This is a genomic window from Salegentibacter sp. UBA1130 (genome assembly GCF_002311535.1).
Lineage (GTDB): Bacteria > Bacteroidota > Bacteroidia > Flavobacteriales > Flavobacteriaceae > Salegentibacter > Salegentibacter agarivorans.
Map to the genome: position 1 here is coordinate 15,916 of NZ_DCAP01000002.1, position 23,014 is coordinate 38,929.

At 37.8% G+C, this 23,014-nt stretch carries 17 protein-coding genes; 10 read left to right on the plus strand and 7 right to left on the minus strand.

Annotation, left to right across the window (positions count from 1 at the left end):
* Positions 1-176 precede the first annotated feature (176 nt).
* The 3 genes from B4F31_RS00450 (at position 177) to B4F31_RS00460 (ending at position 2,695) form a co-directional block, all read left to right on the plus strand.
* Positions 177-725 (plus strand): hypothetical protein, encoded by a 549-nt coding sequence (locus B4F31_RS00450; RefSeq protein ID WP_075327362.1) that lies wholly within the window; start codon positions 177-179, stop codon positions 723-725.
* Positions 726-783: 58 nt separating this feature from the next.
* A complete protein-coding gene (locus tag B4F31_RS00455) occupies positions 784-1,485 on the plus strand; it encodes an SGNH/GDSL hydrolase family protein (protein WP_286760335.1) in 702 nt (233 codons plus the stop codon).
* A gap of 205 nt (positions 1,486-1,690) precedes the next feature.
* Entirely contained in the window at positions 1,691-2,695 is a 1,005-nt protein-coding gene (locus B4F31_RS00460; protein ID WP_075327364.1) for a M28 family metallopeptidase, read from the plus strand.
* A gap of 189 nt (positions 2,696-2,884) precedes the next feature.
* Here the strand turns inward: B4F31_RS00460 and B4F31_RS00465 are convergent, their stop codons facing one another.
* Positions 2,885-4,735, minus strand: a complete 1,851-nt coding sequence (locus B4F31_RS00465; protein ID WP_075327365.1) for a fasciclin domain-containing protein — start codon at positions 4,733-4,735, stop codon at positions 2,885-2,887.
* A 225-nt stretch (positions 4,736-4,960) separates the two neighbouring features.
* Here B4F31_RS00465 and B4F31_RS00470 point away from each other — a divergent pair, with 225 nt between their 5' ends.
* The 3 genes from B4F31_RS00470 to B4F31_RS00480 all read left to right on the plus strand — a co-directional run bounded on the left by B4F31_RS00470 (position 4,961) and on the right by B4F31_RS00480 (position 7,677).
* Positions 4,961-5,362, plus strand: a complete 402-nt coding sequence (locus B4F31_RS00470; RefSeq protein WP_075327366.1) for a lipocalin family protein — start codon at positions 4,961-4,963, stop codon at positions 5,360-5,362.
* A 159-nt stretch (positions 5,363-5,521) separates the two neighbouring features.
* Positions 5,522-6,712, plus strand: a complete 1,191-nt coding sequence (gene mnmA / locus B4F31_RS00475) for a tRNA 2-thiouridine(34) synthase MnmA (RefSeq protein WP_286760336.1) — start codon at positions 5,522-5,524, stop codon at positions 6,710-6,712.
* A 20-nt stretch (positions 6,713-6,732) separates the two neighbouring features.
* Entirely contained in the window at positions 6,733-7,677 is a 945-nt protein-coding gene (locus B4F31_RS00480) for an NAD(P)H-dependent flavin oxidoreductase (protein WP_286760337.1), read from the plus strand.
* Here the strand turns inward: B4F31_RS00480 and B4F31_RS00485 are convergent.
* The 4 genes from B4F31_RS00485 to guaA are packed head-to-tail and all read right to left on the minus strand — an operon-like array spanning position 7,674 to position 12,162.
* Positions 7,674-8,186, minus strand: coding sequence for a DUF922 domain-containing protein (locus tag B4F31_RS00485; protein WP_286760338.1), 513 nt, complete (start codon positions 8,184-8,186; stop codon positions 7,674-7,676). The two genes, B4F31_RS00480 and B4F31_RS00485, sit on opposite strands and share 4 nt — an antisense overlap.
* 23 nt (positions 8,187-8,209) lie before the next feature.
* The gene (locus tag B4F31_RS00490) at positions 8,210-8,611 is read right to left on the minus strand and encodes an OsmC family protein (protein ID WP_286760339.1); all 402 of its coding nucleotides are present in this window, start codon (positions 8,609-8,611) and stop codon (positions 8,210-8,212) included.
* Positions 8,571-10,583, minus strand: a complete 2,013-nt coding sequence (locus tag B4F31_RS00495; RefSeq protein WP_286760340.1) for an amino acid ABC transporter substrate-binding protein — start codon at positions 10,581-10,583, stop codon at positions 8,571-8,573. The genes B4F31_RS00490 and B4F31_RS00495 overlap by 41 nt, the downstream gene beginning before the upstream one ends.
* A 46-nt stretch (positions 10,584-10,629) precedes the next feature.
* Complete coding sequence (guaA, locus tag B4F31_RS00500; protein ID WP_075327372.1) at positions 10,630-12,162, minus strand: glutamine-hydrolyzing GMP synthase; 1,533 nt, start codon at positions 12,160-12,162, stop codon at positions 10,630-10,632.
* 86 nt (positions 12,163-12,248) lie between these two features.
* On the opposite strand from guaA, the gene B4F31_RS00505 reads away from it, so the two are divergent.
* Entirely contained in the window at positions 12,249-12,974 is a 726-nt protein-coding gene (locus tag B4F31_RS00505; RefSeq protein WP_075327373.1) for an SIMPL domain-containing protein, read from the plus strand.
* A 140-nt stretch (positions 12,975-13,114) separates the two neighbouring features.
* Here B4F31_RS00505 and B4F31_RS00510 read toward each other — a convergent pair whose 3' ends face one another.
* Both B4F31_RS00510 and bshC read right to left on the minus strand, forming a co-directional pair.
* The gene (locus B4F31_RS00510) at positions 13,115-14,479 is read right to left on the minus strand and encodes a pyridoxal phosphate-dependent decarboxylase family protein (protein ID WP_093306180.1); all 1,365 of its coding nucleotides are present in this window, start codon (positions 14,477-14,479) and stop codon (positions 13,115-13,117) included.
* 1 nt (position 14,480) lies between these two features.
* Positions 14,481-16,094 (minus strand): bacillithiol biosynthesis cysteine-adding enzyme BshC, encoded by a 1,614-nt coding sequence (gene bshC, locus B4F31_RS00515; RefSeq protein WP_075327374.1) that lies wholly within the window; start codon positions 16,092-16,094, stop codon positions 14,481-14,483.
* A 258-nt stretch (positions 16,095-16,352) separates the two neighbouring features.
* Here bshC and B4F31_RS00520 point away from each other — a divergent pair, with 258 nt between their 5' ends.
* The 3 genes from B4F31_RS00520 (at position 16,353) to B4F31_RS00530 (ending at position 22,921) form a co-directional block, all read left to right on the plus strand.
* On the plus strand, positions 16,353-18,833 hold the full coding sequence (locus B4F31_RS00520; protein WP_286760341.1) for a M14 family metallopeptidase: 2,481 nt from the start codon (positions 16,353-16,355) through the stop codon (positions 18,831-18,833).
* Positions 18,834-19,139: 306 nt separating this feature from the next.
* Positions 19,140-21,959 carry a M16 family metallopeptidase gene (locus B4F31_RS00525; protein WP_286760342.1) on the plus strand — a complete coding sequence of 940 codons (2,820 nt, stop codon included), beginning with the start codon at positions 19,140-19,142 and terminating at the stop codon, positions 21,957-21,959.
* On the plus strand, positions 21,959-22,921 hold the full coding sequence (locus B4F31_RS00530) for a calcium/sodium antiporter (protein ID WP_093306169.1): 963 nt from the start codon (positions 21,959-21,961) through the stop codon (positions 22,919-22,921). Before B4F31_RS00525 ends, B4F31_RS00530 begins: the two co-directional genes overlap by 1 nt.
* Positions 22,922-23,014: the final 93 nt, after the last annotated feature.

Sequence of the window (23,014 nt, forward strand, 5' to 3'; positions counted from 1 at the left end):
GTTTTTTCAGGCTTTTCTCAAACCGCCTAATTATCAGCCTTTAGCATATTTAATATTTCTTTAGCCCTAAAGTCCCTAATAATTTCTACATTACTGTTTATTAAGCTTTCACCTCTTTTAAAAAATAAAAACCAGTACATTTTTAAAAGCCTGATGCATTTTAATCCAATGTTTTTATGAGAAAATTGTCATCACCTATTCATCTCCTTTCCTTAATATTTCTTTTGTCCTTTTTAAATATAGACGCCCAGGAACGCTCAGAAAATTTAAATAATCCGGAATCAACATCCAGTAATTTTTACACCTCACGATACAAAATACAAAACACTTTTGATGGCTTAGGCTATTATAAATTAAACAATCAAACATTTAATTATGAAACCGATAAACTCCTAATCACTTTAAGCGCGGGCATCCTGGAGCAAAACACTATTTTTAATAACAAGGCTCCCGGATTTCACGGCAGCTTTAGTGCCAATTTTGAATACAAATTTAACCAGCGGTTTAGCTTTTATCTTTTTGGGCGATATTTAACTCCGTCCTTGAATAATGAAGAACGAATCAGCACTCCACATATGGATCTTCTGTATCCTCAAACAGAAGTTGGTGCCGGGCTAAGAGGAAATTTTAATAATGTGAATATAGATGTTGGGGCAAGTACCATTTTTGGCAATCAACCCGATATAAATACTTTATTGCGTACAAAAGTATCGGTGGGGTTTTAATACTTTTTTTGATCAAATTTTTGAGACAGAATAAATTCATTTTTATACTTTTAAACTTATGAAAAAAGTAATTTTAATTTCTGTTGTAATACTTTTAAGCAATTTCTCATTTGCGCAAAAAACAGAATACCGCGAACTTATGGAACAGGATTGGGCCAATCTTAAAAAGTATAAAACTGAAAATGAAAAAATAATTGAAACTAAAAATTATCCCGATGTGGTCTTTATGGGTAATTCCATAACCGAAGGTTGGGTAAATGCACAGCCCCAATTCTTCGAAAAAAATAATTTCGCCGGCCGCGGAATAAGTGGACAAACAACCCCCCAAATGCTTATTCGGTTTATACCAGATGTGGTAGCACTTAACCCCAAAGCGGTAGTAATTCTTGCTGGCACCAACGACATAGCGGGAAACACTGGATTTTCTTCCGTAGAAATGATTACCAATAACATTAAGGCAATGGCACAACTTGCCCAGGCCAATAATATTAAAGTTATTCTTGCTTCTATCCTACCCGTTTACGATTATCCCTGGCGCCCCGGATTGGAACCAGTTCAAAAAATAGCCGAAATCAATACCTGGTTAGCAAAATTTGCCGGGGAAAATAACCATACTTATCTAGATCTTTTTACGCCGCTAAAAGATAAAAAAGAAGGTTTACCCAAACAATATTCAGAAGATGGGGTTCACCCAAATCTAGCAGGTTATAAAGTTATGGCTCCACTTACAAAAGAAACAATAGAAAAAGTACTAAACTAGCAACAATCACTGGAAAAGCTAATTAAGAATTATGGGAAATATATTCCCAAGTAAATCTTAATTTATATAGATCTCCATTGTCGTTGGGAAAAGAATTTTTTGAAGACCTCTCTGAAAATTAATCCGAAACTGCTATCTTGCTGCGACTTTAATAAAAACTTCGGGATTATTTAACGAAGTATCTAATAAAAAAATTACATAAACTATGAAAAAAATGCTTTTAGTGGCCGTAACTGCCGGAGTGGTAGCCTGTGGCACACAAAAAAATGTTGAAAATGCAAACCCGATGGAGTATGCTGAAACCATTACAACATCTGAATTACAAAATAATCTTACCACTTTTGCAAGTGACGAGTACGAAGGTAGAAATACCGGAGAACCGGGACAGAAAAAAGCAGCCGAATTTATTGTAAATGAATATCAAAAAATGGGGATTGAAGCGCCAGAAGGATATTCAAACTACTACCAGGAAATTCCAACTGAATTCTTTAACGGAAATCTTAAAGCTTCAGAAAATGTATTGGGATATATTAAGGGAAGTGAAAAACCTGAAGAAATCTTAGTGATCACCTCACATTACGATCACGTAGGTGTAGATGATGAAGGGAATATCTTTAATGGAGCAGACGACGGTGGTTCTGGCCCAATGGCTATCCTGGAAGTTGCTGAGGCGTTTAAAGAAGCTCAAAAAGATGGATATACTCCTAAAAGATCTATCCTTTTTATCCATTTAACCGGTGAAGAAAAAGGCCTTTTAGGCTCAAAATATTATGTAGAAAATCCTGTATTTCCTTTAGCTAATACCGTTGCCAATCTTAATATGGATATGATTGGCCGTATAGACAAGGATCACGAAGGGAACGATAATTATATTTACCTTATAGGAAGTGATAAATTAAGTACAGATCTTCACGAACTTAGTGAAAATGTGAATTCAGAATATATGAATATGGAACTGGATTATACTTATAATGATGAAAATGATCCTAACCGTTTTTATTACCGAAGTGACCATTACAACTTCGCGAAAAATAATATTCCGGTAATTTTTTACTTTAACGGGGTTCACCCAGATTATCACAAACCAACAGATACCGCTGAAAAAATTGAATATGAAGCTTTAAAGAAAAGAGCACAATTAGTTTTTCTTACTGCCTGGGAAATCGCTAACCGCGATGAAAGACTGGTTGTAGATAAAGCTGAAGAATAAATTTTCTTTCGTCAAGCTGAGCTTGTTTCAGCTTCTAACTTGTTTTTATTGACAATTTAGATCTCCGAAAATTTCGGAGCAGGCTCTGAAATAAATTCAGGATGACATTTAAAACTTTTAAGTACCAACTAAAAAAGCCCCAGAAATTAATTTCCCGGGGCTTTTACCTTTTATTAAATCAATCAAAAATTATTCAGCAGGAAGCAGAACAGTATCTAGCGCGTGAATTACACCATTGGTAGCCTGAACATCGGCTGCGATAACTGTAGAAGTTCTTCCTCTTTCATCGGTAATTACAACATTATCTCCAAGGTTTACGGTAAATTCGCCACCCTGTAAAGTTTCAACCACCATATCATCAGATAGGTCTCCAGATCTTACATTGGCTCCGGCAACTACGTGGTAGCTTAAAACAGCTTCTAAAGTTGCAGCATCAATATCTGCAAGAGAATCAACTCCAAGTTCATCTAATAATCCGACAAAAGCATCATTTGTAGGAGCAAAAACAGTAAAAGGAGCAGGAGCTTCACTCATCATAAGTGTTTCAACAAATGTAAAAGACTCTTCTCTTGTTAGGGCCTGTACAAGAACATCAAAATTAGGATCGGCAGTAGCAAAAGTGGTAACATCTGGTAAGCCAATTACAGCATCTACTGCGTGAATTACACCATTATCAGCTTCAACATCTGCAGTAGTTACAGAAGAAACTCCATTAATCGTTACGCCGTCATCAGTATTAATATACATACTTAAAGGTTCTTCTGAAGCTCCCCATACGGCCAAACCTGGAATATAACCTGTACTTAAATCAGCAGCCATAATTGTACCCGGTTGAACGTGGTTTAATAGTACCTGGGTTAATAAGGCTTCAGGTACTTCATCAAGACTATTGAATCCGTTATCATTTAAAAAGGCTGTAAAAGCAGCGTTATCAGGAGCAAAAACAGTATACTCATCTGTACCGGTAAAGGTTGAAGTTAAACCTGTCTTTTCTAAAGCAGCAAGCAAAGAAGAATAATTCTCGTTTCCGGCTACGAAATCTGCGATAGTATTAGTTTCTATTTCAATCGCATCATTTTCAGGAAGAAGTACAGTATCTAAAGCGTGAATTACACCATTATTCGCCTGGATATTGGTAGCAATAATTGTTGCTGTTCTTCCGTTTTCATCAGTAATAGTCACATTATCTCCCAGGTTGATAGTGAAACTTCCTGTTTCAAGAGTTTCTACCATCATACCATCACTAAGATCACCTGCACGAACATTTGAACCGGCAACTACGTGGTAGGTTAAAATACTGGATAAAAGATCGGCTGGAATATCACCCAAACCTGCTAACTCTAACTCGGCAAGTACATTAGCGAAAGCAGCATTAGTAGGGGCAAAAACAGTAAATGGTGCCGGAGCGTCTGTCATCATTAAAGTTTCTACAAACGTAAAAGACTCATCTGCAGTAAGTGCCTGTACAAGAATATCAAAATTAGGATCGGCAGTGGCAAAAGTGGTTACATCAGGAAGTCCAATAACAGCATTAACAGCGTGAATCACTCCATTGTCTACTTCCACGTCGGCAGTAGTTACGGTTGAAACTCCGTTAATCATTACCCCGTCCTCGGTATTAATATAAAGGCTCAAAGGTGAATCTGAAGCCATACCGGTAGCCATACTTTCAATATAGCCGGTTGAAAGCGCACCAGAGGTTATTTCACCTTCCTGAACGTGGTTTAAAAGAATTTCCGTTAAAACATCTGTGGGCACTTCATCAAGACTACTGAATCCGTTAGCCGACAGAAATGAATTAAATGCAGCGTTGTTTGGGGCAAAAACAGTGTAATTAGCAGAGCCATCTAAAGTAGCATCCAATCCGGTTACTTCTAAAGCAGCCTGTAAAGAAGAATAATCATCATTTTCGGCCACAAAATCAGTAATTGTGTTTGTTGGCATAATAACATCTCCTCCGTCGTCATCGTCACTACAGGAAAAGAGGCCAAAAGCCAGGAATGCCAGTAGGGCAAGTTTTGTAAATTTAATAGTTTTCATAGTTCTAATTTTTTGTTATAGCGTAAAAGTAAACGAGAAACCCATTATTAATTGTTTAATGTTTGTTAATTATTTTGAGACAATAGTTAAATGTTTAATCAATAGATTATTTAAACAAAATAGTAATTACTTTTTAGCAATTTTATACAATAATTAATCCCTGATTAAGCTTAATCCTATTACTTACTTAAAATTGTATATTTACAAAAAATAAAAACCTACGTTATGAAGAAACTTTTTTTAATGCTTTTTAGTATTGCCCTATTAACATCCTGCAGTGAAGATGATGATGCTAATGGAGAAGATCAAATTCTGGGTTTGTGGTATGCAGTCGAAATTAATAATTCGCCAATTGAAGGCCTTGATTTAAGCGAATGCAACCAGAACTCAAATATCACATTTAACTCAGATTTTTCAACCTATTCAGAATTCCACACCGTTGTAGAAGGGGAATGTGAAATAGAAGACACAACAGAAAGTACCTGGAGTAAAAGCAATGAAATATATACCTTTACTATTCCTTTTGAAGGTCTTGGTCAGGTAAACGGTACTGCGACTTTTGAGGGTGACACATTTATTTTTACCCCTATAGGTTCTCCAGACACCAGTATTGTTTTTGAAAGATAACTAAAAACTATATTTTCTAAAAAAGCTATCCAGAATTAAAATTTTGGATAGCTTTTTTATTTTATCCCTATTCCCTTCTCCTCCACCTTTCTCCTAAAATTTCGTAATTTTGCACTCCCTTTTCCGACTTTATGCGGAAAGGATTTCAATTATAGGTTTATGAAAAAGAAAGTAGTCGTAGGTTTATCGGGCGGAGTGGATTCCAGTGTTTCAGCGTATCTTTTGCAACAGCAGGGTTACGAGGTAATTGGGCTTTTTATGAAAAACTGGCACGACGATTCGGTAACTATTTCTGACGAATGCCCCTGGCTGGATGACAGTAATGACGCCATGATGGTAGCCGATAAACTTGGTATACCTTTCCAAACTGTAGATCTTAGCGAGCAGTATAAAGAGCGTATCGTTGATTATATGTTTAACGAATACGAACGTGGCCGTACGCCAAATCCCGATGTTCTTTGTAACCGTGAGATCAAGTTTGATGTTTTTATGAAAATCGCGCTTTCATTAGGGGCCGATTATGTAGCTACCGGTCACTATTGCCGAAAAGGAGAAATTCAGAAAAACGGGGAAACCATTTATCAATTACTTTCCGGAAAAGACAATAATAAAGACCAGTCTTATTTTCTTTGTCAGCTAACGCAAGAGCAGCTTTCAAAAACCTTATTTCCCATAGGCGAATTACAAAAATCTGAAGTAAGAAAAATTGCTTCAGAACAAAACCTGGTTACTGCCGATAAAAAGGATTCGCAAGGATTATGTTTTATAGGAAAAGTAAGATTACCAGATTTTCTTCAGCAAAAATTACAACCTAAAGAGGGAAAGATCATAGAAATTGAAGCCGAAAAAGACTTCTATTCTTATGAAACACCAGAATTCAGCAACAAAAAGGAAGAACTCGATTTTCTTACTAAAAAGTATGAATACGCTGCTGAAGACGGAAAGGTTGTAGGAAAACACCAGGGTGCTCATTATTTCACCAAAGGACAGCGAAAAGGTCTTGCTGTTGGTGGCACGCCAGAGCCGCTGTTTGTTATCGATACCGACGTGGTAGATAATGTAATTTATACCGGGCAGGGAAAAAACCACCCGGGAATTTATAGAAAAGGACTTTTTATCAATAAAGACGAAGTGCATTGGGTTAGAAAAGACCTTGCTATAAGTACTGATGATACTTTAAAAGTAAAAGCCAGGATTCGTTATCGCCAACCCTTACAAGATGCAACATTGCATCAAACCGAGGCTGGAATGTATGTGATTTTTGATGAACCTCAAGCCTCAATTACCGAAGGTCAATTTGTAGCCTGGTATGAGAGCGAAGAATTATTAGGTTCGGGGGTTATTTCTTAAATTCGAGGAAAATTTAAGCAATGCTCAACAATAAAATCACACAGCTTTTTAATATAAAATATCCAATTATCCAGGCCGGTATGGTTTGGGCTAGCGGCTGGAAACTTGCCAGCGCCGTTAGTAATGCCGGCGGATTAGGGATTATTGGCGCAGGTTCTATGTATCCTGAAATCCTTAAAGAACATATTGAAAAATGTAAAAATGCTACTAATAAGCCTTTTGCGGTAAACGTACCCCTACTCTATCCGGATATTGATAAGATTATGGAAATTATTATCCAGGAAAAAGTGGAAATTGTTTTTACTTCTGCTGGAAATCCTAAAACCTGGACCAAACATTTACAGGAACACGGAATTAAAGTGGTACACGTAGTTAGCGGAGTGAAATTCGCACTAAAGTCTCAGGAAGCCGGCGTAGATGCTGTAGTGGCTGAAGGTTTTGAAGCCGGAGGACATAATGGTAGAGATGAAACTACCACTTTTACTTTAATCCCAATGGTGAAAGAAAAAATTGATATTCCCTTAATTGCCGCAGGCGGAATTGCCACCGGGCGGGGAATGTTGGCAGCAATGGTTTTAGGTGCCGACGCGGTACAGGTAGGTAGCCGATTTGTTGCCACTCCTGAAGCTTCTTCACACCAGAATTTTAAAGAAATGGTGGTGAAAGCCCAGGAAGGTGATACTAAACTGACCCTTAAAGAACTTGCCCCCGTAAGATTACTGAAAAATAAATTCTTTGAGGATGTTCAGAAATTGTATGCTGAAAATCCTTCAAAAGAACAACTTATTGAACTTTTAGGTCGCGCCAGGGCAAAAAAAGGAATGTTTGAAGGCGATTTAGAAGAAGGAGAGCTGGAAATTGGCCAAATCTCAGGATTAATTCACGAGATAAAACCTGCTGTAGAAATTGTAAAAGAAATGATGGAAGAATTTGAAACTGCGAAGAAAGAAGTTTCAACATTTTAGCTGGAAAATTCACTTAATTTTTCTAATTCCTGCTTTATAAACACACGCCATTTAAACTCGGCTTCCTTATTAATACTGTGGTTGGTTTCTTTATCAAACCGATTTTGCAATTGCCGGCGCTGCTGTTCTATTTCAAAATAAATATCGTTTAATTCTTTTTTCATCTTTGGGCCGGGCTCGTAATTTTCCAGCGCTTTTCTAAGTTTCCTGGCGTGCAACTCGGTAATATCAAAATGTAATTGCTCGTGTGCTAGCAGATAATCTACCTCTTCAATTTCTTTCACCCAGGATCTATTCGGATAAAAATTACTGCCAACTTCATAATTAAGTTCTATTCCGCTGCTATTTTCGGTAGCATTCCAGGAGAAGGATAGGCCCGAATTGGTATTCGCTTTATATGGAAGATGCTTTTTAGGACTTGCTTTAAAATCGTTCCAGCTTAAAGATTCTTCTACATTCCAGCTTATTTTATCATTTTCCTGCGCAAAAACCGGAAGGGTAAAAATCAAAATTAGAAGGTAACAGTAGCCTTTCATAAATAATTAAAGCTAATAAGCTTTTCCATATCTGGATGGAGACTTTGTAGAACCGGGCAGGTCTTTGCAGTATGTTCCAGGATTTTCTTAGATTTTTCCGAATATTTTTCGGGAAAAGTTATTACAATTTCCACTTTAGAGATTCTCCTGGGATTTGCCTCCATGGTTTTAGTAACTTCAGCCATAGTGCCTTTTAAATTGAGTTTTAGATCTTCGGCTTTAATTCCCATAACGGTAAGCATACAACTCGCTAAAGCGGTGGCCACAGTGTCTGTAGGAGAAAACGCCTCGCCTTTACCGTGATTATCGGTTGGGGCATCGGTAATAATTTTAGCACCACTTTTAAGGTGTTCGGCTTCAGTCCTTAAACTCCCGGTATAAATTATTTTGCTGGTCATTGACAACTTTTAAATTAAGTTCCTCATCTAAACTCATAATATAAACGGCATCATTAAAGAAACCGCCATTGCGCTTTGAAGTATAATGAAATTTATTCTCATGGTATTCGGTAAAACCGGTATACTTTTCAAAAGAATCGTAAAGATCTTCAGCAGAAGCTAATCTCAACAACACATCCATAGTAAGATCGTAACCTCTAATTACATATTGATTTGGAATCATATCAAATTCCTCTTTATAAGCTTCTATAAATTCTTCCGAAGATGTAGTGTCAAATTCTTTGTCTACCGAAGGATAATGGAAGTTAAGTCGGCCTAAATGCTCATTATCTACATTATCATCTTCGTAACCACTATTCTTCTCTGTAGTAAATAATTTAATTTGGTGATTTCTTGCCAAACGGTTTAATGCTGAAGTTGCACTACTCAACAAACCAACATTAGAAGACTCAAGAATTACCCAGTTTTCCTGGGTCTCTGAAAGTTGAGCCTGAATTTTTTCTGCACTTAAATAATTCGCTGAAGGAAGAATTACTCTTGAATTTGGTAAAACTTGAGTCAGTTCATTCTTTACCTGGTTTTTAGCTCCATCGGCAATAATAACTATATTTTTGCCACCCGAATTTTTCTGCAGGTAATCGAACATCGCATTTTTCAGAATTTCGTCGGTTGGACGGGACTGAAAAAGATTTGGGTAAGATCTCATCTCGCGGTTGGACAACGGACTTATTACCGGAACATTATACTGCGTTAATTTAGAAGCCGTAGCCTCTATGGTATTTTGTAACAATGGTCCAATTACAGCATCTACATTACTAAAATTATTGCTATTAATAATATTAGTAACCTCCTGCACACTTCTACGAGTATCAAAAGTTTTAAGTTGGGTAGAAATTCCAAGGCTTTTCGCCTCTTCCACCGCCATAAGTACACCACTATAAAAATCCAGGGAAATACGCAAAACCCGATCTTCTAAAATCGCGTCTTTATAATTAGCAATAGAATCCTGGTCTATTTGATTCAAATTATAGGGCAAAAAGACTACCAATTGTTTTGTGTCAAAATTGCTTAGCTTATTAGTTAAATCTAACCTTTCACCTGCATCTGTACCTTCGGTATCACTGGCTAATTCTTCGGTTTCGCCTTCCTCAAGATTTCCTTCTCCTGCACCGGTATTAGGAACTTTTAAAACCATTCCTATTTTCAAACCATCTTCTAAAGCCGGGTTCAAAGAAATTAGCGAATCCTGCGGAACATCAAACTTTCTTGAAAGGCCGAATAAAGTTTCTTTAGGTTTAACCTCGTAAAATTCAAAAACCTCATCGGTTAGAATTACCGGTTCGTTTAAAACATCGGTACCCACACGAATCATTACACCGGGTTGTAATACATCTACTTTTGGATTTAATTCCTCAAGTTCTTTTACCGTAAGGCCATATTTACGGGCAATCCCATATTTGGTTTCTTTAGGTAAAACAACGTGCTCACGGGTTTCAGAAATTTGTGGCTTATTGGCAGCCGGAATATCTAAATCTTTTGAAGAAGCTATTTCAGTATTTGTAGTGCCTTTTTTTCGCTGCGGAATTAAAATCTCTTCACCACGCTGCAATTCTTCAGAATAAAGGTGTTTATTAAACCTTTTAATCTCATCAATTTCAACATTATAATCCTTTGAAAGTCTATATAAAGTTTCTTTTCGCTTTACCGTATGGGTAATAAACTGAATATCTTCAGTTTCAGCTGAAACTTCTTTCTCCTGCTGACTTAATGGGATCACTAATTTTGAAGATACCTCTAGATTGCCTTTAGCATCGGGATTGTATTTATAGATCGCTTCTTCTGAAATATTGTAGGCTTTAGCGATGCTGTAAACGGTTTCCCCGGCTTCTACCGTATGGTATTTAAATTCCTGGGCGGATGCCGAAAGAGTAGACAGCTGAAATAAAAAACAAACTATTAAAAGGTACTTCATATTTATTGGTTTAATCTCTCAAAGAGAGTTTAATTAAGCTCAAATTTTATTCCCATTCTATAGTAGCCGGTGGTTTTGAGCTTATATCATACACTACTCTATTAACGCCTTTAACCCGATTTATTATAGTATTCGAGGTTTTTTGCAGAAATTCGTAAGGTAAATTCACCCAGTCTGCCGTCATTCCATCGGTAGATTCTACGGCCCTTAAAGCTACTACTTTCTCATAAGTACGCTCATCTCCCATAACTCCTACAGAGCTTACCGGTAGCAATATAGCGCCGGCCTGCCATACTTTATCATACAACATCCAATCTCTTAATCCCTGGATAAAAATATGATCAACTTCCTGCAAAATACGAACTTTTTCAGCAGTAATATCTCCCAGAATCCTAATAGCAAGTCCCGGTCCCGGAAACGGGTGTCTTCCCAGTAATTCCTTATTAATTCCCATTTCGGCACCTACTCTCCGTACTTCATCTTTAAAAAGCATTTTTAAAGGCTCTACCACCTTTAGCTTCATAAAATCTGGTAATCCCCCAACATTATGATGTGACTTTATGGTTGCTGAAGGACCGCCATTTACCGAAACCGATTCAATAACATCTGGATAAATAGTTCCCTGAGCTAAGTAAGTAACATCTTTAATTTGGTGCGCTTCATCATCAAAAACTTCAATAAACGCATTTCCAATAGCTTTTCGTTTTTCTTCGGGATCACTTACTCCTGCAAGGGCATCCAGAAATCGTGCCGAAGCATCAACTCCCTTCACATTTAGCCCCATATCTTTATACTGGTCTAAAACGCTTTCAAATTCTCCTTTACGAAGCAAACCGTTATTTACAAAGATGCAATACAGGTTTTTCCCGATGGCTTTATGCAATAAAACCGCAGCAACACTAGAATCTACGCCACCGCTTAAACCTAAGACTACTTTATCGTCTCCTATTTTTTCTTTTAATTCTGAAACCGTTAGATCAACGAATTTACCCGGAGTCCAGGTTTGCGCTACATCGGCAATTTTCACTAAAAAGTTTTCCAGCAATTGTTTCCCATCGGTAGAATGATAAACTTCGGGATGGAATTGTATTCCAAAAGTTTGTTCGCCTTCAATTCGGTAAGCTGCATTCAAAACATCTGTAGTACTGGCAATTCTCACGCTGTTCGCCGGCAATTCTTTTATGGTATCACTATGGCTCATCCAAACCTGGGAGTTTTCCATAATCCCGTCAAACAAGGTTTCGCCATCTCTTATTACCGAAAGATTTGCTCTACCATATTCCCTGGTTTCTGAAGCTTCTACTTTTCCGCCGTGGAAATGAGCAAAATACTGCGCTCCATAACATACTGCCAGGATTGGTAATTTTCCACGAATCTTAGAGAGATCTGGATGCGGAGCATCTTCTCCCCGTACAGAAAACGGACTCCCCGAAAGGATTACCGCTTTAAAGCTTGAAATATCGTCTGGAATTTTGTTGAATGGAACAATTTCGCAGTAAATATTGAGTTCTCTTACACGCCTTGCAATCAGTTGCGTGTACTGCGAGCCGAAGTCTAAAATGAGTACGTTTTTTTGCATAGGCAAAAGTAAGAATTTGAGCCAAAAATAAAATAACCATTGGGTTTATTTTCTATCTTTATTCTGAACAAATTTTTATTAAAAAAATGAAATACATAAGTGCTATAATTTTTGCCATTGCCATTGTGCTTGCCGCTTGGTTCCTGGGTGAATCCTATGTAAGTCGTGCAAATCCGGACGGCGTAATCTCGGTAACCGGCTCAGGAAGTGAAAATTTTACTTCAGATCTAATTGTATGGGAAGGCAGTTTTAGCCGAATGAGCGCAAACCTGGAACAAGCTTACAATGAATTAAACCGGGATAAAGAAACGGTTAGAACTTATCTTATAGATAAGGGAATAAACGAAGAAAATATCGTGTTCAACTCGGTGCAAACTTCAGAGCAGCGGGAAAATCAATACCAGAATGGAAATTATGTAGGTAGCATCTTCCAGGGTTATCAACTTACCCAAAATGTAAAAATTGAATCTAATGATGTAGAATTGGTGGAAGGAGTTGCGCGCGAGATTACAGAATTATTAAATAAAGGAGTTCAATTTAACTCTACACCTCCAAGATATTATTACACTAAAATAGCCGATTTAAAAATTGAAATGATTTCAAAGGCGACTGAAGATGCCCGATTAAGAGCGGAGAAAATTGCAGAAAATAGCGGTGGAAGTTTAGGTGAACTAAAAAATGCCAATATGGGCGTTTTCCAGATCACCGGTCAAAACAGTGGAGAAGATTACAGCTGGAGCGGCACCTACAATACCGCAGATAAAAAGAAAACCGCATCTATTACAATGCGGTTAGATTATGAGATTGATTAAAGTAAGATTTTAAAACAATTGTCATCCTGAATTCATTTCAGAGCCTGCTCCGAAATTTATTCGGAGATCTAATATTTTATCGAATAATAACACATATTAGAAGCTGAAACAAGTTCAGCTTGACGGTTATAGAACTATTTCTAATCCATAGTATCCAAAATCATATCAATATCTTCCTCAGTAGTATCAGGATTAATAAAACAAAAACGAACTACGGTTTCTTTTTTCCAGGTAGTTGGAGTTACTAACGCCAGACCTTCCCGATGATTTTTATACGTCCAGTCTTTATATTCTTCAGGGCTCCATCCTTTTCTTCGGAATAAAACTACCGATAAACTCGGCGGTCTTACCAACTCCAGGTTATCACGCTCTTCAATTTTTTTAGCTGCTTTTTTAGCAAGTTCAATTCCTGTTTCGATGGCCTGTCGGTATTTATTAGTACCATGCATCGCTAAAGAAAACCAAAGCGGCATTCCTCTAACCCTTCTTGTTAACTGAATTTGATAATCGGCCGGATTGAAACCCTGGGCTCCTTCATCTTTAAAAATTTCCAGGTAAGCACCTTTCTGAGAATGCGCATTTTTCGCCAATTCCAGGTCTTTATATATAACCGCTCCACAATCGTAAGGAGAAAACAACCATTTATGCGGATCAATCGTAATACTGTCGGCTCGCTCCACTCCATTAAATAGATGCCTAACCGAAGGAGCGGCTAAAGCGCCGCCACCGTATGCGCAATCTACGTGAAACCACACATTTTCTTTTTCACAAACATCGGCAATGGTATCTAATTGATCTATAATACCTGCGTTTGTGGTACCACCCGTAGCGACTACTGCAAAAAGACGATTTCGGTCTTTTTCTTCCAATTCATTAATTGCATTCTGTAGTTCACGGCCAGTAAGATTTTCTTCTTCACAATCTATCATAACCACATCGGCATCAATCACCTTTGCCATCGCCTGTATAGAACTATGCGCGCCGTGAGAAGTAAGCATCAACGCTTTTTTCCCTACGTTCTGGCTATCGCGGTCACGCCAGGCTTCTCTTGCCGCCACCATAGCCGAAAGATTTGCCGCCGTACCACCGCTGGTAAAAACTCCAAAAGCACCTTCGGGTAATCCTGTAAGTGAAACCAGCCATTTCATCGCCTGGTTTTCACAAAAAATTCCGCCGGCACCTTCCATCCAGTAAGCACCGTGAATGCTGGAAGCCGAAGTCACTAAATCGAACATAATTGCCGCCCGGGTTGGTGCAGCGGGAACAAAGGCCAAATGCCGTGGATGATCTATTGGCACCGTAGCTTTCACCAAAACGTCACGAAAAAGCTGGAAAGCATTCTCTCCGCCAATCCCTTCCGGAGTTACGGTTTCACCAACAATTCTAAATAATTCTTCTTCTTTTTTTGGGGCTCCCATTTCGGGAGTAATGTTAGAGATACGGTCTATGGTATATTTCATAACGTCCAGCGTCATTTCTACCAGGTTCATATCTATAGTGTGCATTTTATTCTTTTCCAAAAGTCAAAATTTTAAATTCCGCCTGCAGCGGGTCTAATTCTTTTAATAATACTGAAATCAATTCGGGGCCGTATTCTGCATAAATTTCCGAAAAATTGGTTTGGCGTTCCTGTAAACCATTATTAGGAAAGAGCTCATTTTGAAGCTCTGCAATTCTACTTACCTCATCTTCCAGTTTTCGTTTTTGTGCTTTTAAAAGACGTTTTTCGAGATTATCAAGGCCTTTTAATTGTTTTACTTCCTGGGCTTTTACCGCGCCAAGAAAAGATTTATCGGTTTTTTCTGCCAGCTCATACATTTGCTGAAATTGCTCCACCAAATGTTCTTTCTGTTTGGAGAAATCGATATCTATATTTGAAATTTGCCGCACTTTCCTGTTGATGAGTTCGTGCTGTTTCAGAAACAATTCTTTATTCGAAATATTTAATTTTCGTCTTTTCTCATCAAGTTTTTCAGACTGAATCATAGCCGAATTCCGAAGCAATAAAACAGGAAAAACAATATTTTCAGCTGCAAAATATTCTTTTAATTCTAACCAGTACGCGATCTCTCCACCACCACCTATATAACAAAGATTGGGTAAAATTACTTCCTGATATAAAGGACGAAGCATCACATTTGGACTAAAGCGTTCGGGAAAATGCTGTAATTCTTCCAAAATTTCAGCTTTGGTAAATTTAATTTCTGTTTCGTGTACGAAATATTCACCCTGGCGTTCTATAATGCGTTCCCGCAAACCATTATGCAGATAGAACAAATTAATCTCCCGCGGATTCACCTGAACATTATAGCCTAGATCATTTAGTTTCTCAGCAGTTTTCGTGGTGGTTTTATGCGAGATTTGTTCTAAAAGTTCATTTTTGGCGTAAGGAATAAAAAGTTCTTTCAAAGATTTTTGCTGCGCATCTATTATCACCAAACCTTCTTCTTTAAAAAGTTCATTGGCGAGATATAAAGTTGCCTCGGCAAGATTATCGTGCTGCAGGTATGCTTTTTTGAATAATTCCTTTAAATAATCGGCATCTTTACCTCCACCAATTTCAGCTGAAAAAAGCTTAAAAACATCTTTAAGACCATCAGTAGATAAATTTCCTACGGCATCATTCTCGGCATTTTGAGGTGCATTGGCCCACTGAAACTTTTTTCCGTTTAAATTAAAGAAATTGATCTCCTCAAAATCGTGATCTTCGGTCGCCATCCAGTAAATGGGCACAAAATTATTTTCAGGATATTCTTCCTTTAATTTTCGGGTAAGATTGATTGTGGAAACAATTTTATATAAAAAGTAAAGCGGTCCTGTGAACAAATTAAGCTGATGCCCGGTCACTACCGTAAAGGTTTTTTGGTTTTCCAGGGCATCGATATTTCTTTGTGTAGCCTCTGAAATCTCCAGCCCGGAATATTGTTCCTTTAAAGCTTTTACAAGGATTTCTCGATTTTTTATCGGAAAAGAAGACTTTTCTTCTATTTGCGCTTTAAAATTTTCCAGGTTCGGAAAGCGATTATAAAAAGTTTTTAATTTCTCTTTTTCAGCGAGATAATCTAAAATAAGCTCGGTAAAATAATTGGTTTCTTTGTACGGAATACACTCGGTTGGCATTAGCAATTTTTTGGATGGTAAAGATACCGAAGTTAAGAATTTTATTCGCTAATTTTTAGTTAATTTGGCGCTAGATACTGTTTTTACTCGATTATCGGTGGTTTATAATCAAACTTCAAGCTGAACTTGTTTCAGCTTCCAAAGTAAATCGAATTACTATCAACTTTATATCCTGAAACGAGTTCAGGATGACGATAAAATGACTTTTTGAATAACAAGGAACTTATTAAGCTTAAATTCAACATTTAAAATCAATAAATGAAATCAACTTTACTCGCTGTCGTCTTTCTCTTTTTAGGTTTACAAATCAATGCACAATTACAAAGTCCGGAAGAATTCCTGGGCTACGAGATTGGGGAGCAATTCTCCCGTCACGCCGATGTAGTGAATTATTTTGAACAGGTAGCTGAGAATTCTCCGCTGGTTGAATATCATACTTACGGAAAAACCAACGAAAGGCGCCCACTTACCTATGCGGTGATTTCTTCGGAAAAAAATTTGCAGAACCTGGAAGAAATTAGAAACAATCATCTTGGAAACACCGGAATTTCTGAAACTGATGGAGAAGCCGATAAAGCCATTCTTTGGTTAAGCTATAATGTGCACGGCAATGAAGCTTCCAGTACCGAAGCTGCGATGAAAACTTTATATGCCCTGATCACCGAAAAACAGGATTGGCTGGAAAATACCGTGGTAATTATAGACCCCAATGTAAATCCTGATGGGCGCGATAGGTACGTAAACTGGTACAACCAGGTAAAAGCAGAGCCCTACAGTCCATTGCAAGCAGCAGCGGAACATCACGAACCCTGGCCGGGCGGAAGACCAAATCATTATTTATTTGATCTTAACCGCGACTGGGCCTGGGCCACGCAGGTGGAAACCCAGCAACGACTTAAAATCTATAACCAGTGGATGCCACATATTCACGTAGATTTTCACGAGCAGGGCATCAATGAACCTTATTATTTTGCACCCGCGGCAGAACCTTTTCACGAAATTATCACCCCTTTCCAAAGGGAGTTTCAAACCGAAATAGGGAAAAACCACGCCGAATATTTTGATGAAGAAGGCTGGTTGTTTTTTACCAAAGAACGTTTTGATTTGCTATACCCAAGTTATGGAGACACTTACCCAACTTATATGGGCGCCATTGGAATGACCTACGAACAGGCGGGTCACGGTCGTGCCGGATTGGGAATTAATACCGATGAAGGTTACGAACTCACTTTAAAAGATCGGGTAGCGCATCATCACACCACCGGACTTTCAACTATTGAAGTTGCTACTAAAAATATTAATGCTTTAAATTCTGAATTTAAAAAGTATTTTGATAATGCAAATCTGGAATACAAATCTTACGCGGTAAAGGGAAATCCCGATAAAATTGCTTTACTAAAAGAATTGCTGGATAAGCACGAAATTAAGTATCAAAATGCAGCAACTGGAAGAATAAAAGGCTTTAATTATTCCGAAGGTAAAAGAGGAAATTTGAATGCTGACGAAAACACTTTGGTGATCAATACAAACCAACCAAAAGGTAAAATGGTAAACGTACTTTTTGAACCTTCCACTACCCTAAGCGATTCTCTAACCTATGATATTACTGCCTGGAGTTTGCCTTATGCTTACGGTTTGGAAGCAGTAGCGAGCCCACGCGAAGTTTCTTCAGAAGCAAATTCTACAAATGCTGAAATTTCCAATACGGCAAATCCTTCGGGAGCCGGTTATGTTTCAAAATGGAATGCCATCCAGGATGCCCAATTTTTAGCTGGATTGCTAAAGGAAAATATTAAGGTGCGTTTTAGTGAAATTCCGTTTAAAAGCGAAGGAAAAGATTATGATCGTGGTAGCTTGATCATCACAAAAAGCGACAACAGAACTAACGAAGATTTTGATGAAACTGTAGTTGAAGTCGCAAATAAACATCAAAGAGAACTTGTAGCGGCAAGCACAAGTTTCGCTGGTAGCGGACCCGATTTTGGTTCACCTGAAGTAAAACTAATTAATTCACCAAAAGTTGCGGTTTTAAAAGGCGAAGGCACTTTTTCTTTAAATTACGGAGAAATATGGCACTTTTTTGAGCAAGACCTCAACTACCCGCTAACTTCAATAAACACCGATTATTTTAAAAATATTGACCTGGCTCAATTTGATGTTCTGATAATGCCAGAAGGCAATTACGCTGATATTTTAGATGAGGATACTTTAAAACAAGTAAAAGACTGGGTTAGCAATGGCGGTAAACTTATTGCCATTGGTCGTGCTGTAGGCACTTTTGCAGGAAAAGATGGCTTTAATCTTAAAGAGAACAAATCTGAAACCAAAGATTCTACGGCTACAGGGAATTTAATTCCGTATGCACAAAGAGAGCGGGAAAGCGCACAAAATATGATCACGGGAAGCATTGTAAAAAACAAATTGGACAATACCCACCCAATGGCTTTTGGCTACGGCGATACGTATTTGAGTTTAAAATTAAGTAGCGATAGCTACAAACTCCTGGATAAAGGCTTTAATGTTTCCTACATTCAACAACCGGAAATAGTTGCAGGTTTTGCAGGAAGTTCAGCGGTAAAAGATCTTGAAAATTCGCTGATTTTTGGGGAAGAAAGAATGGGAAGCGGAAGTGTTATTTATATGGTAGATAATCCCTTATTCCGGGCATTCTGGGAGAACGGGAAATTGTTCTTCGCAAATTCAGTTTTTTTGGTAAATAATAATAAATTCAGACTTTAAAAGATTAGAATTCTTTTGCCACGAATGCACGAATAATTTTATTGAATTATCCTGCGAGGTTTCTTTTAACCTCGTAGGTATTTTTCTTAACGAAACTCTTACTCTTACCACAAATTCACTAATTTATTCTATACTCATTTGGGGGTTTTTAAGCTTAAAATTTAAAGTAAACAACAAACGCTAAACAGGTCTCGCAATAACAAAACTTAATATTCGTGTATTCGTGGCTTTTTATTAGGACTCCAATGATTTAATTCTGAAACAATCGAAATAAACACTAATTTTGGTTTGCTAAAATTGAACTTAATGAAATTCAGAATTATACTTTTATTGCTTTGCAGCTTTGCAATTTCTCAAAATATCCAATCCCAGGAACCAACCGATTTTAATGTAGATTTTGAAACTTTTACTCTGGAAAATGGCTTAAATGTTATTTTTCATATCGATAAATCAGATCCCGTTGTAGCGGTAGCATTAACTGCACACGTAGGTTCTGCCCGGGAAAAAGAAGGCCGAACAGGTTTTGCCCATCTTTTTGAACATCTTTTATTTTTAGAATCAGAAAATCTTGGGAAAGGCGGACTTGATAAACTGAGTGCTCGCATTGGAGGCTCTGGTGCCAATGGTTCTACCAGCCGGGATCGTACCAATTATTTTCAAACCGTACCAAAAGACGCTTTGGAAAAGATGATCTGGGCTGAAGCCGATAAACTCGGGTATTTTATCAACACAGTTACAGAACCCGTGCTTGCCAAAGAAAAACAGGTAGTAAAAAACGAAAAAAGACAGGGTGTGGATAACCGCCCTTATGGCCATACTATGTATGTGATAGATAAAAATTTATATCCCGAAGATCATCCATATAACTGGCAGGTAATTGGCTCGCTAGAAGATCTTCAAAATGCTACGCTTCAGGATGTAAAGGAGTTTTATAACAACTGGTATGTACCAAACAATGTAACATTAAGTATTGCTGGCGATTTTGATAAAGAGCAGGCCAAAGAATGGATTCATAAATATTTTGATGGAATACCGCGTGGTCCCAAAATTGAACGAGAAGAAAAGCAATTGGTAGCACTTTCCGAAACCAAAAAACTCTATTACGAAGATAATTTTGCGCGGCTTCCGCAACTAACTATCGCCTGGCCGGCCGTATATTCCTACCACGAAGACACCTATGCTTTAGAAGTGCTGGCAAAATATTTAAGCGAGGGAAAAAACGCGCCGTTGTATCAAAACCTGGTATCAGAAAAAGAACATACAGATCGGGTTAGAATGTATAATTACACTTCAGAATTAGCGGGACAACTAATGCTGCAGGTTACCGCTTATAATGAAGTTGATTTAGATTCCGTAGAAAGCGCGGTTTTTGAAACCTTTAAAAATTTTGAAGCCGAAGGTATTCCCGAAAGAGATCTAAAACGAATTAAAGCACAACAGGAAACCGACTTCTATAATAGCCTGGCCAGTGTTTTAGGCAAAGGGTTTCAGCTGGCACAATACCAGATTTTTGCTAACGATCCGAATTATATTAATAAAGATGTAGAAAAAATACTTGCGGTTACGCCGGAAGATGTAAAACGTGTTTATGAAAAATATATAAAAGGAAAACATTTTGTCGCTACAAGTTTTGTTCCGCAAGGGCAGGTGGCACTTGCTTTAGAAAATTCTGAAGAAGCTGGAGTTATAGAAGAAAAAATAGTTAAAAATGCTGAAGAAGAAGTGAATGCATCTGCAGACGCCTCTTACCAAAAAACTCCTTCCAGTTTTGACCGAAGTGTAGAACCTCCATATAGCAGCGCACCTGAATTGACAGTTCCAGAAATTTGGGAAAATATACTTCCTTCCGGGCTTAAAGTTTACGGAATCACTAATAATGAAGTTCCACTGGTAAAATTTAGTTTGGAGATGCAAGGCGGATTATTATTGGAAAGCCCTAATAAAGTAGGCGTTTCTAATCTTTTGGCTAATCTAATGACCAAAGGAACTAAAAATAAGACTCCCGAAGAACTGGAAGAAGCCATTCAATTATTAGGAGCCGATATTAATGTAACTGCGGAAGATGAAAAAATTGTTTTAAGTGGCAGCACCCTCGCAAAAAATTATGCTAAAACCATAGATTTGGTTCAGGAAATATTATTGGAACCTCGCTGGGATTCTACCGAATTCAAACTGGTAAAACAGCAGGCACTTAGTAGAATTCAGCAACAAAAAGCCGATCCAAATAGTATTGCTAATAATGAATTTAGGAAGCTAATTTATGGCGAAAATCATATTTTAGGACATAATAATTTAGGTACAGAATCTTCGGTAAATAATATCACCCTGGAAGATCTTAAAGATTATTATTCAGCAAACCTTAGTCCTAAACGCAGTGTTTTTCACGTAGTGGGCGCAATAGAAAAAGAAGATGCGGTAAAAGGTATTCGGGCGCTTTCGGTAGCCTGGCCACCAAAATCGGTTAAAATGCCAGAAGTTGCTCAGCCTGAACTCCCACAGGAATCTCAAATTTATTTTTACGATGTTCCCGGTGCCAAGCAATCGGTTTTACGCTTTGGTGCTCCTGCCCTGGCCGCTACCGATGATGATTTTTATGCCGCCGAAGTAATGAATTATCGTTTAGGCGGCGGCGGATTTGCCTCGCAGCTCACCCAGGAATTACGGGAAAGCAAAGGCTACACCTACGGAATTCGCTCTGGATTTAATGCAGGAAAAAATAAAGGTCTATTTCTAATTTCCAGCGGTGTTCGTAGTAATATTACTTTTGATGCCGTAAAACTAATCAAAGAAATTATAGAAAATTACCCGCATAATTTTGACGGGGAAGATATGGAAGTCACCCGCGGATTTATGATTAAAAGCAACGCCAGGAAGTTTGAGACTTTAAATTCAAAACTGGATATGCTTAGTGAAATTAGCACTTTTGGCCGTGAGTATAATTACATTAAGCAGCGGGAGAAAATGGTAAATGAGCTTACCGTTTTAGATATAAGAGAATTGGCTGAAAAATATATAGATCCTGAAAAAATGTACTTTTTAATCGTGGGAGATGCCGCAACACAGATGGAAAAACTGGAAGAGCTTGGCTTAGGAAAACCAGTTTTATTAAACGAAATTAACGAATAATGATATTACCTGCAATTTTACTTGTTTTAGGACTGATAGTCCTAATTTTTGGAGCCAACTATATGGTTGAAGGTGCTTCTGCCCTGGCCAAAAAATTTAATATTTCTAACCTTGCTATTGGTTTAACCATTGTAGCTTTTGGAACTTCTGCACCAGAGTTGGTGGTGAACACCTTTGCCGCGGCCGATGGGTATTCAGATATCGTTTTTGGAAATGTGATAGGTAGTAATAATTTCAACCTGTTTATTATCCTGGGGATTACAGGACTTATCACTCCGCTGGCAGTGCAATCCAGTACTGCGTGGAAGGAAATTCCTATTTCACTTATAGCGGTAGTAATTCTTTTTATGATGGTAAACGATCAGGTTATTTCTCCCGACCACCCCAGTATACTAAGTACTTTAGACGGGTTTATTTTACTATTTTGTTTCTTGGCATTTCTATTTTATGTATATAAACAACTCAAAAATGACGATGTGGTAGAAGAAGATAACATCAAACTTCTGTCTCCCTTAAAAACTACCATTTTTATTATTGGGGGCCTCGCGGGTCTGGTTTTAGGTGGCCAACTGGTAGTTAATAATGCAATAGAAATTGCCGAAAGTATGGGAATTAGTCAAAAAATTATTGGTCTTACTGTCGTGGCTGCGGGAACTTCCCTGCCAGAGCTGGCCACGTCTGTGGTAGCCGCGGCCAAAAAGAATGCCGACATTGCTGTGGGTAATATTATTGGTTCTAACATCTTTAATATTTTCCTTATTCTATCTGCAGCATCAATTATAAATCCAATTAATTTCAATTTAAATTTCAACCAGGACCTTTATATCCTGGCCGGCGGAACATTATTTCTACTTTTAGCTATGTTTACCGGTAAGAGAAGAAGACTGGATCGCTGGGAAGCTTTAATTCTATTAGTGGCCTACCTTGCTTATACTACTTATTTAGTAATGCAGGAATTATAAATAAAGACTGGACTTATTTTATTAACTGAGGTTTAAATCCTAATATAACAATCTGAAAATCCTTTATTTTTTATGAATTTCTTTTCATTTGCC

Excerpts from the sequence above, each read along its gene's own strand:
- B4F31_RS00450 (WP_075327362.1), top strand. The coding sequence starts at position 177 with ATGAGAAAATTGTCATCACCTATTCATCTCCTTTCCTTAATATTTCTT.
- B4F31_RS00455 (WP_286760335.1), top strand. The coding sequence starts at position 784 with ATGAAAAAAGTAATTTTAATTTCTGTTGTAATACTTTTAAGCAATTTC.
- B4F31_RS00460 (WP_075327364.1), top strand. The coding sequence starts at position 1,691 with ATGAAAAAAATGCTTTTAGTGGCCGTAACTGCCGGAGTGGTAGCCTGT.
- B4F31_RS00465 (WP_075327365.1), bottom strand. The coding sequence starts at position 4,735 with ATGAAAACTATTAAATTTACAAAACTTGCCCTACTGGCATTCCTGGCT.
- B4F31_RS00470 (WP_075327366.1), top strand. The coding sequence starts at position 4,961 with ATGAAGAAACTTTTTTTAATGCTTTTTAGTATTGCCCTATTAACATCC.
- mnmA (WP_286760336.1), top strand. The coding sequence starts at position 5,522 with ATGAAAAAGAAAGTAGTCGTAGGTTTATCGGGCGGAGTGGATTCCAGT.
- B4F31_RS00480 (WP_286760337.1), top strand. The coding sequence starts at position 6,733 with ATGCTCAACAATAAAATCACACAGCTTTTTAATATAAAATATCCAATT.
- B4F31_RS00490 (WP_286760339.1), bottom strand. The coding sequence starts at position 8,611 with ATGACCAGCAAAATAATTTATACCGGGAGTTTAAGGACTGAAGCCGAA.
- B4F31_RS00495 (WP_286760340.1), bottom strand. The coding sequence starts at position 10,583 with ATGAAGTACCTTTTAATAGTTTGTTTTTTATTTCAGCTGTCTACTCTT.
- guaA (WP_075327372.1), bottom strand. The coding sequence starts at position 12,162 with ATGCAAAAAAACGTACTCATTTTAGACTTCGGCTCGCAGTACACGCAA.
- B4F31_RS00505 (WP_075327373.1), top strand. The coding sequence starts at position 12,249 with ATGAAATACATAAGTGCTATAATTTTTGCCATTGCCATTGTGCTTGCC.
- B4F31_RS00510 (WP_093306180.1), bottom strand. The coding sequence starts at position 14,479 with ATGCACACTATAGATATGAACCTGGTAGAAATGACGCTGGACGTTATG.
- bshC (WP_075327374.1), bottom strand. The coding sequence starts at position 16,094 with ATGCCAACCGAGTGTATTCCGTACAAAGAAACCAATTATTTTACCGAG.
- B4F31_RS00520 (WP_286760341.1), top strand. The coding sequence starts at position 16,353 with ATGAAATCAACTTTACTCGCTGTCGTCTTTCTCTTTTTAGGTTTACAA.
- B4F31_RS00525 (WP_286760342.1), top strand. The coding sequence starts at position 19,140 with ATGAAATTCAGAATTATACTTTTATTGCTTTGCAGCTTTGCAATTTCT.
- B4F31_RS00530 (WP_093306169.1), top strand. The coding sequence starts at position 21,959 with ATGATATTACCTGCAATTTTACTTGTTTTAGGACTGATAGTCCTAATT.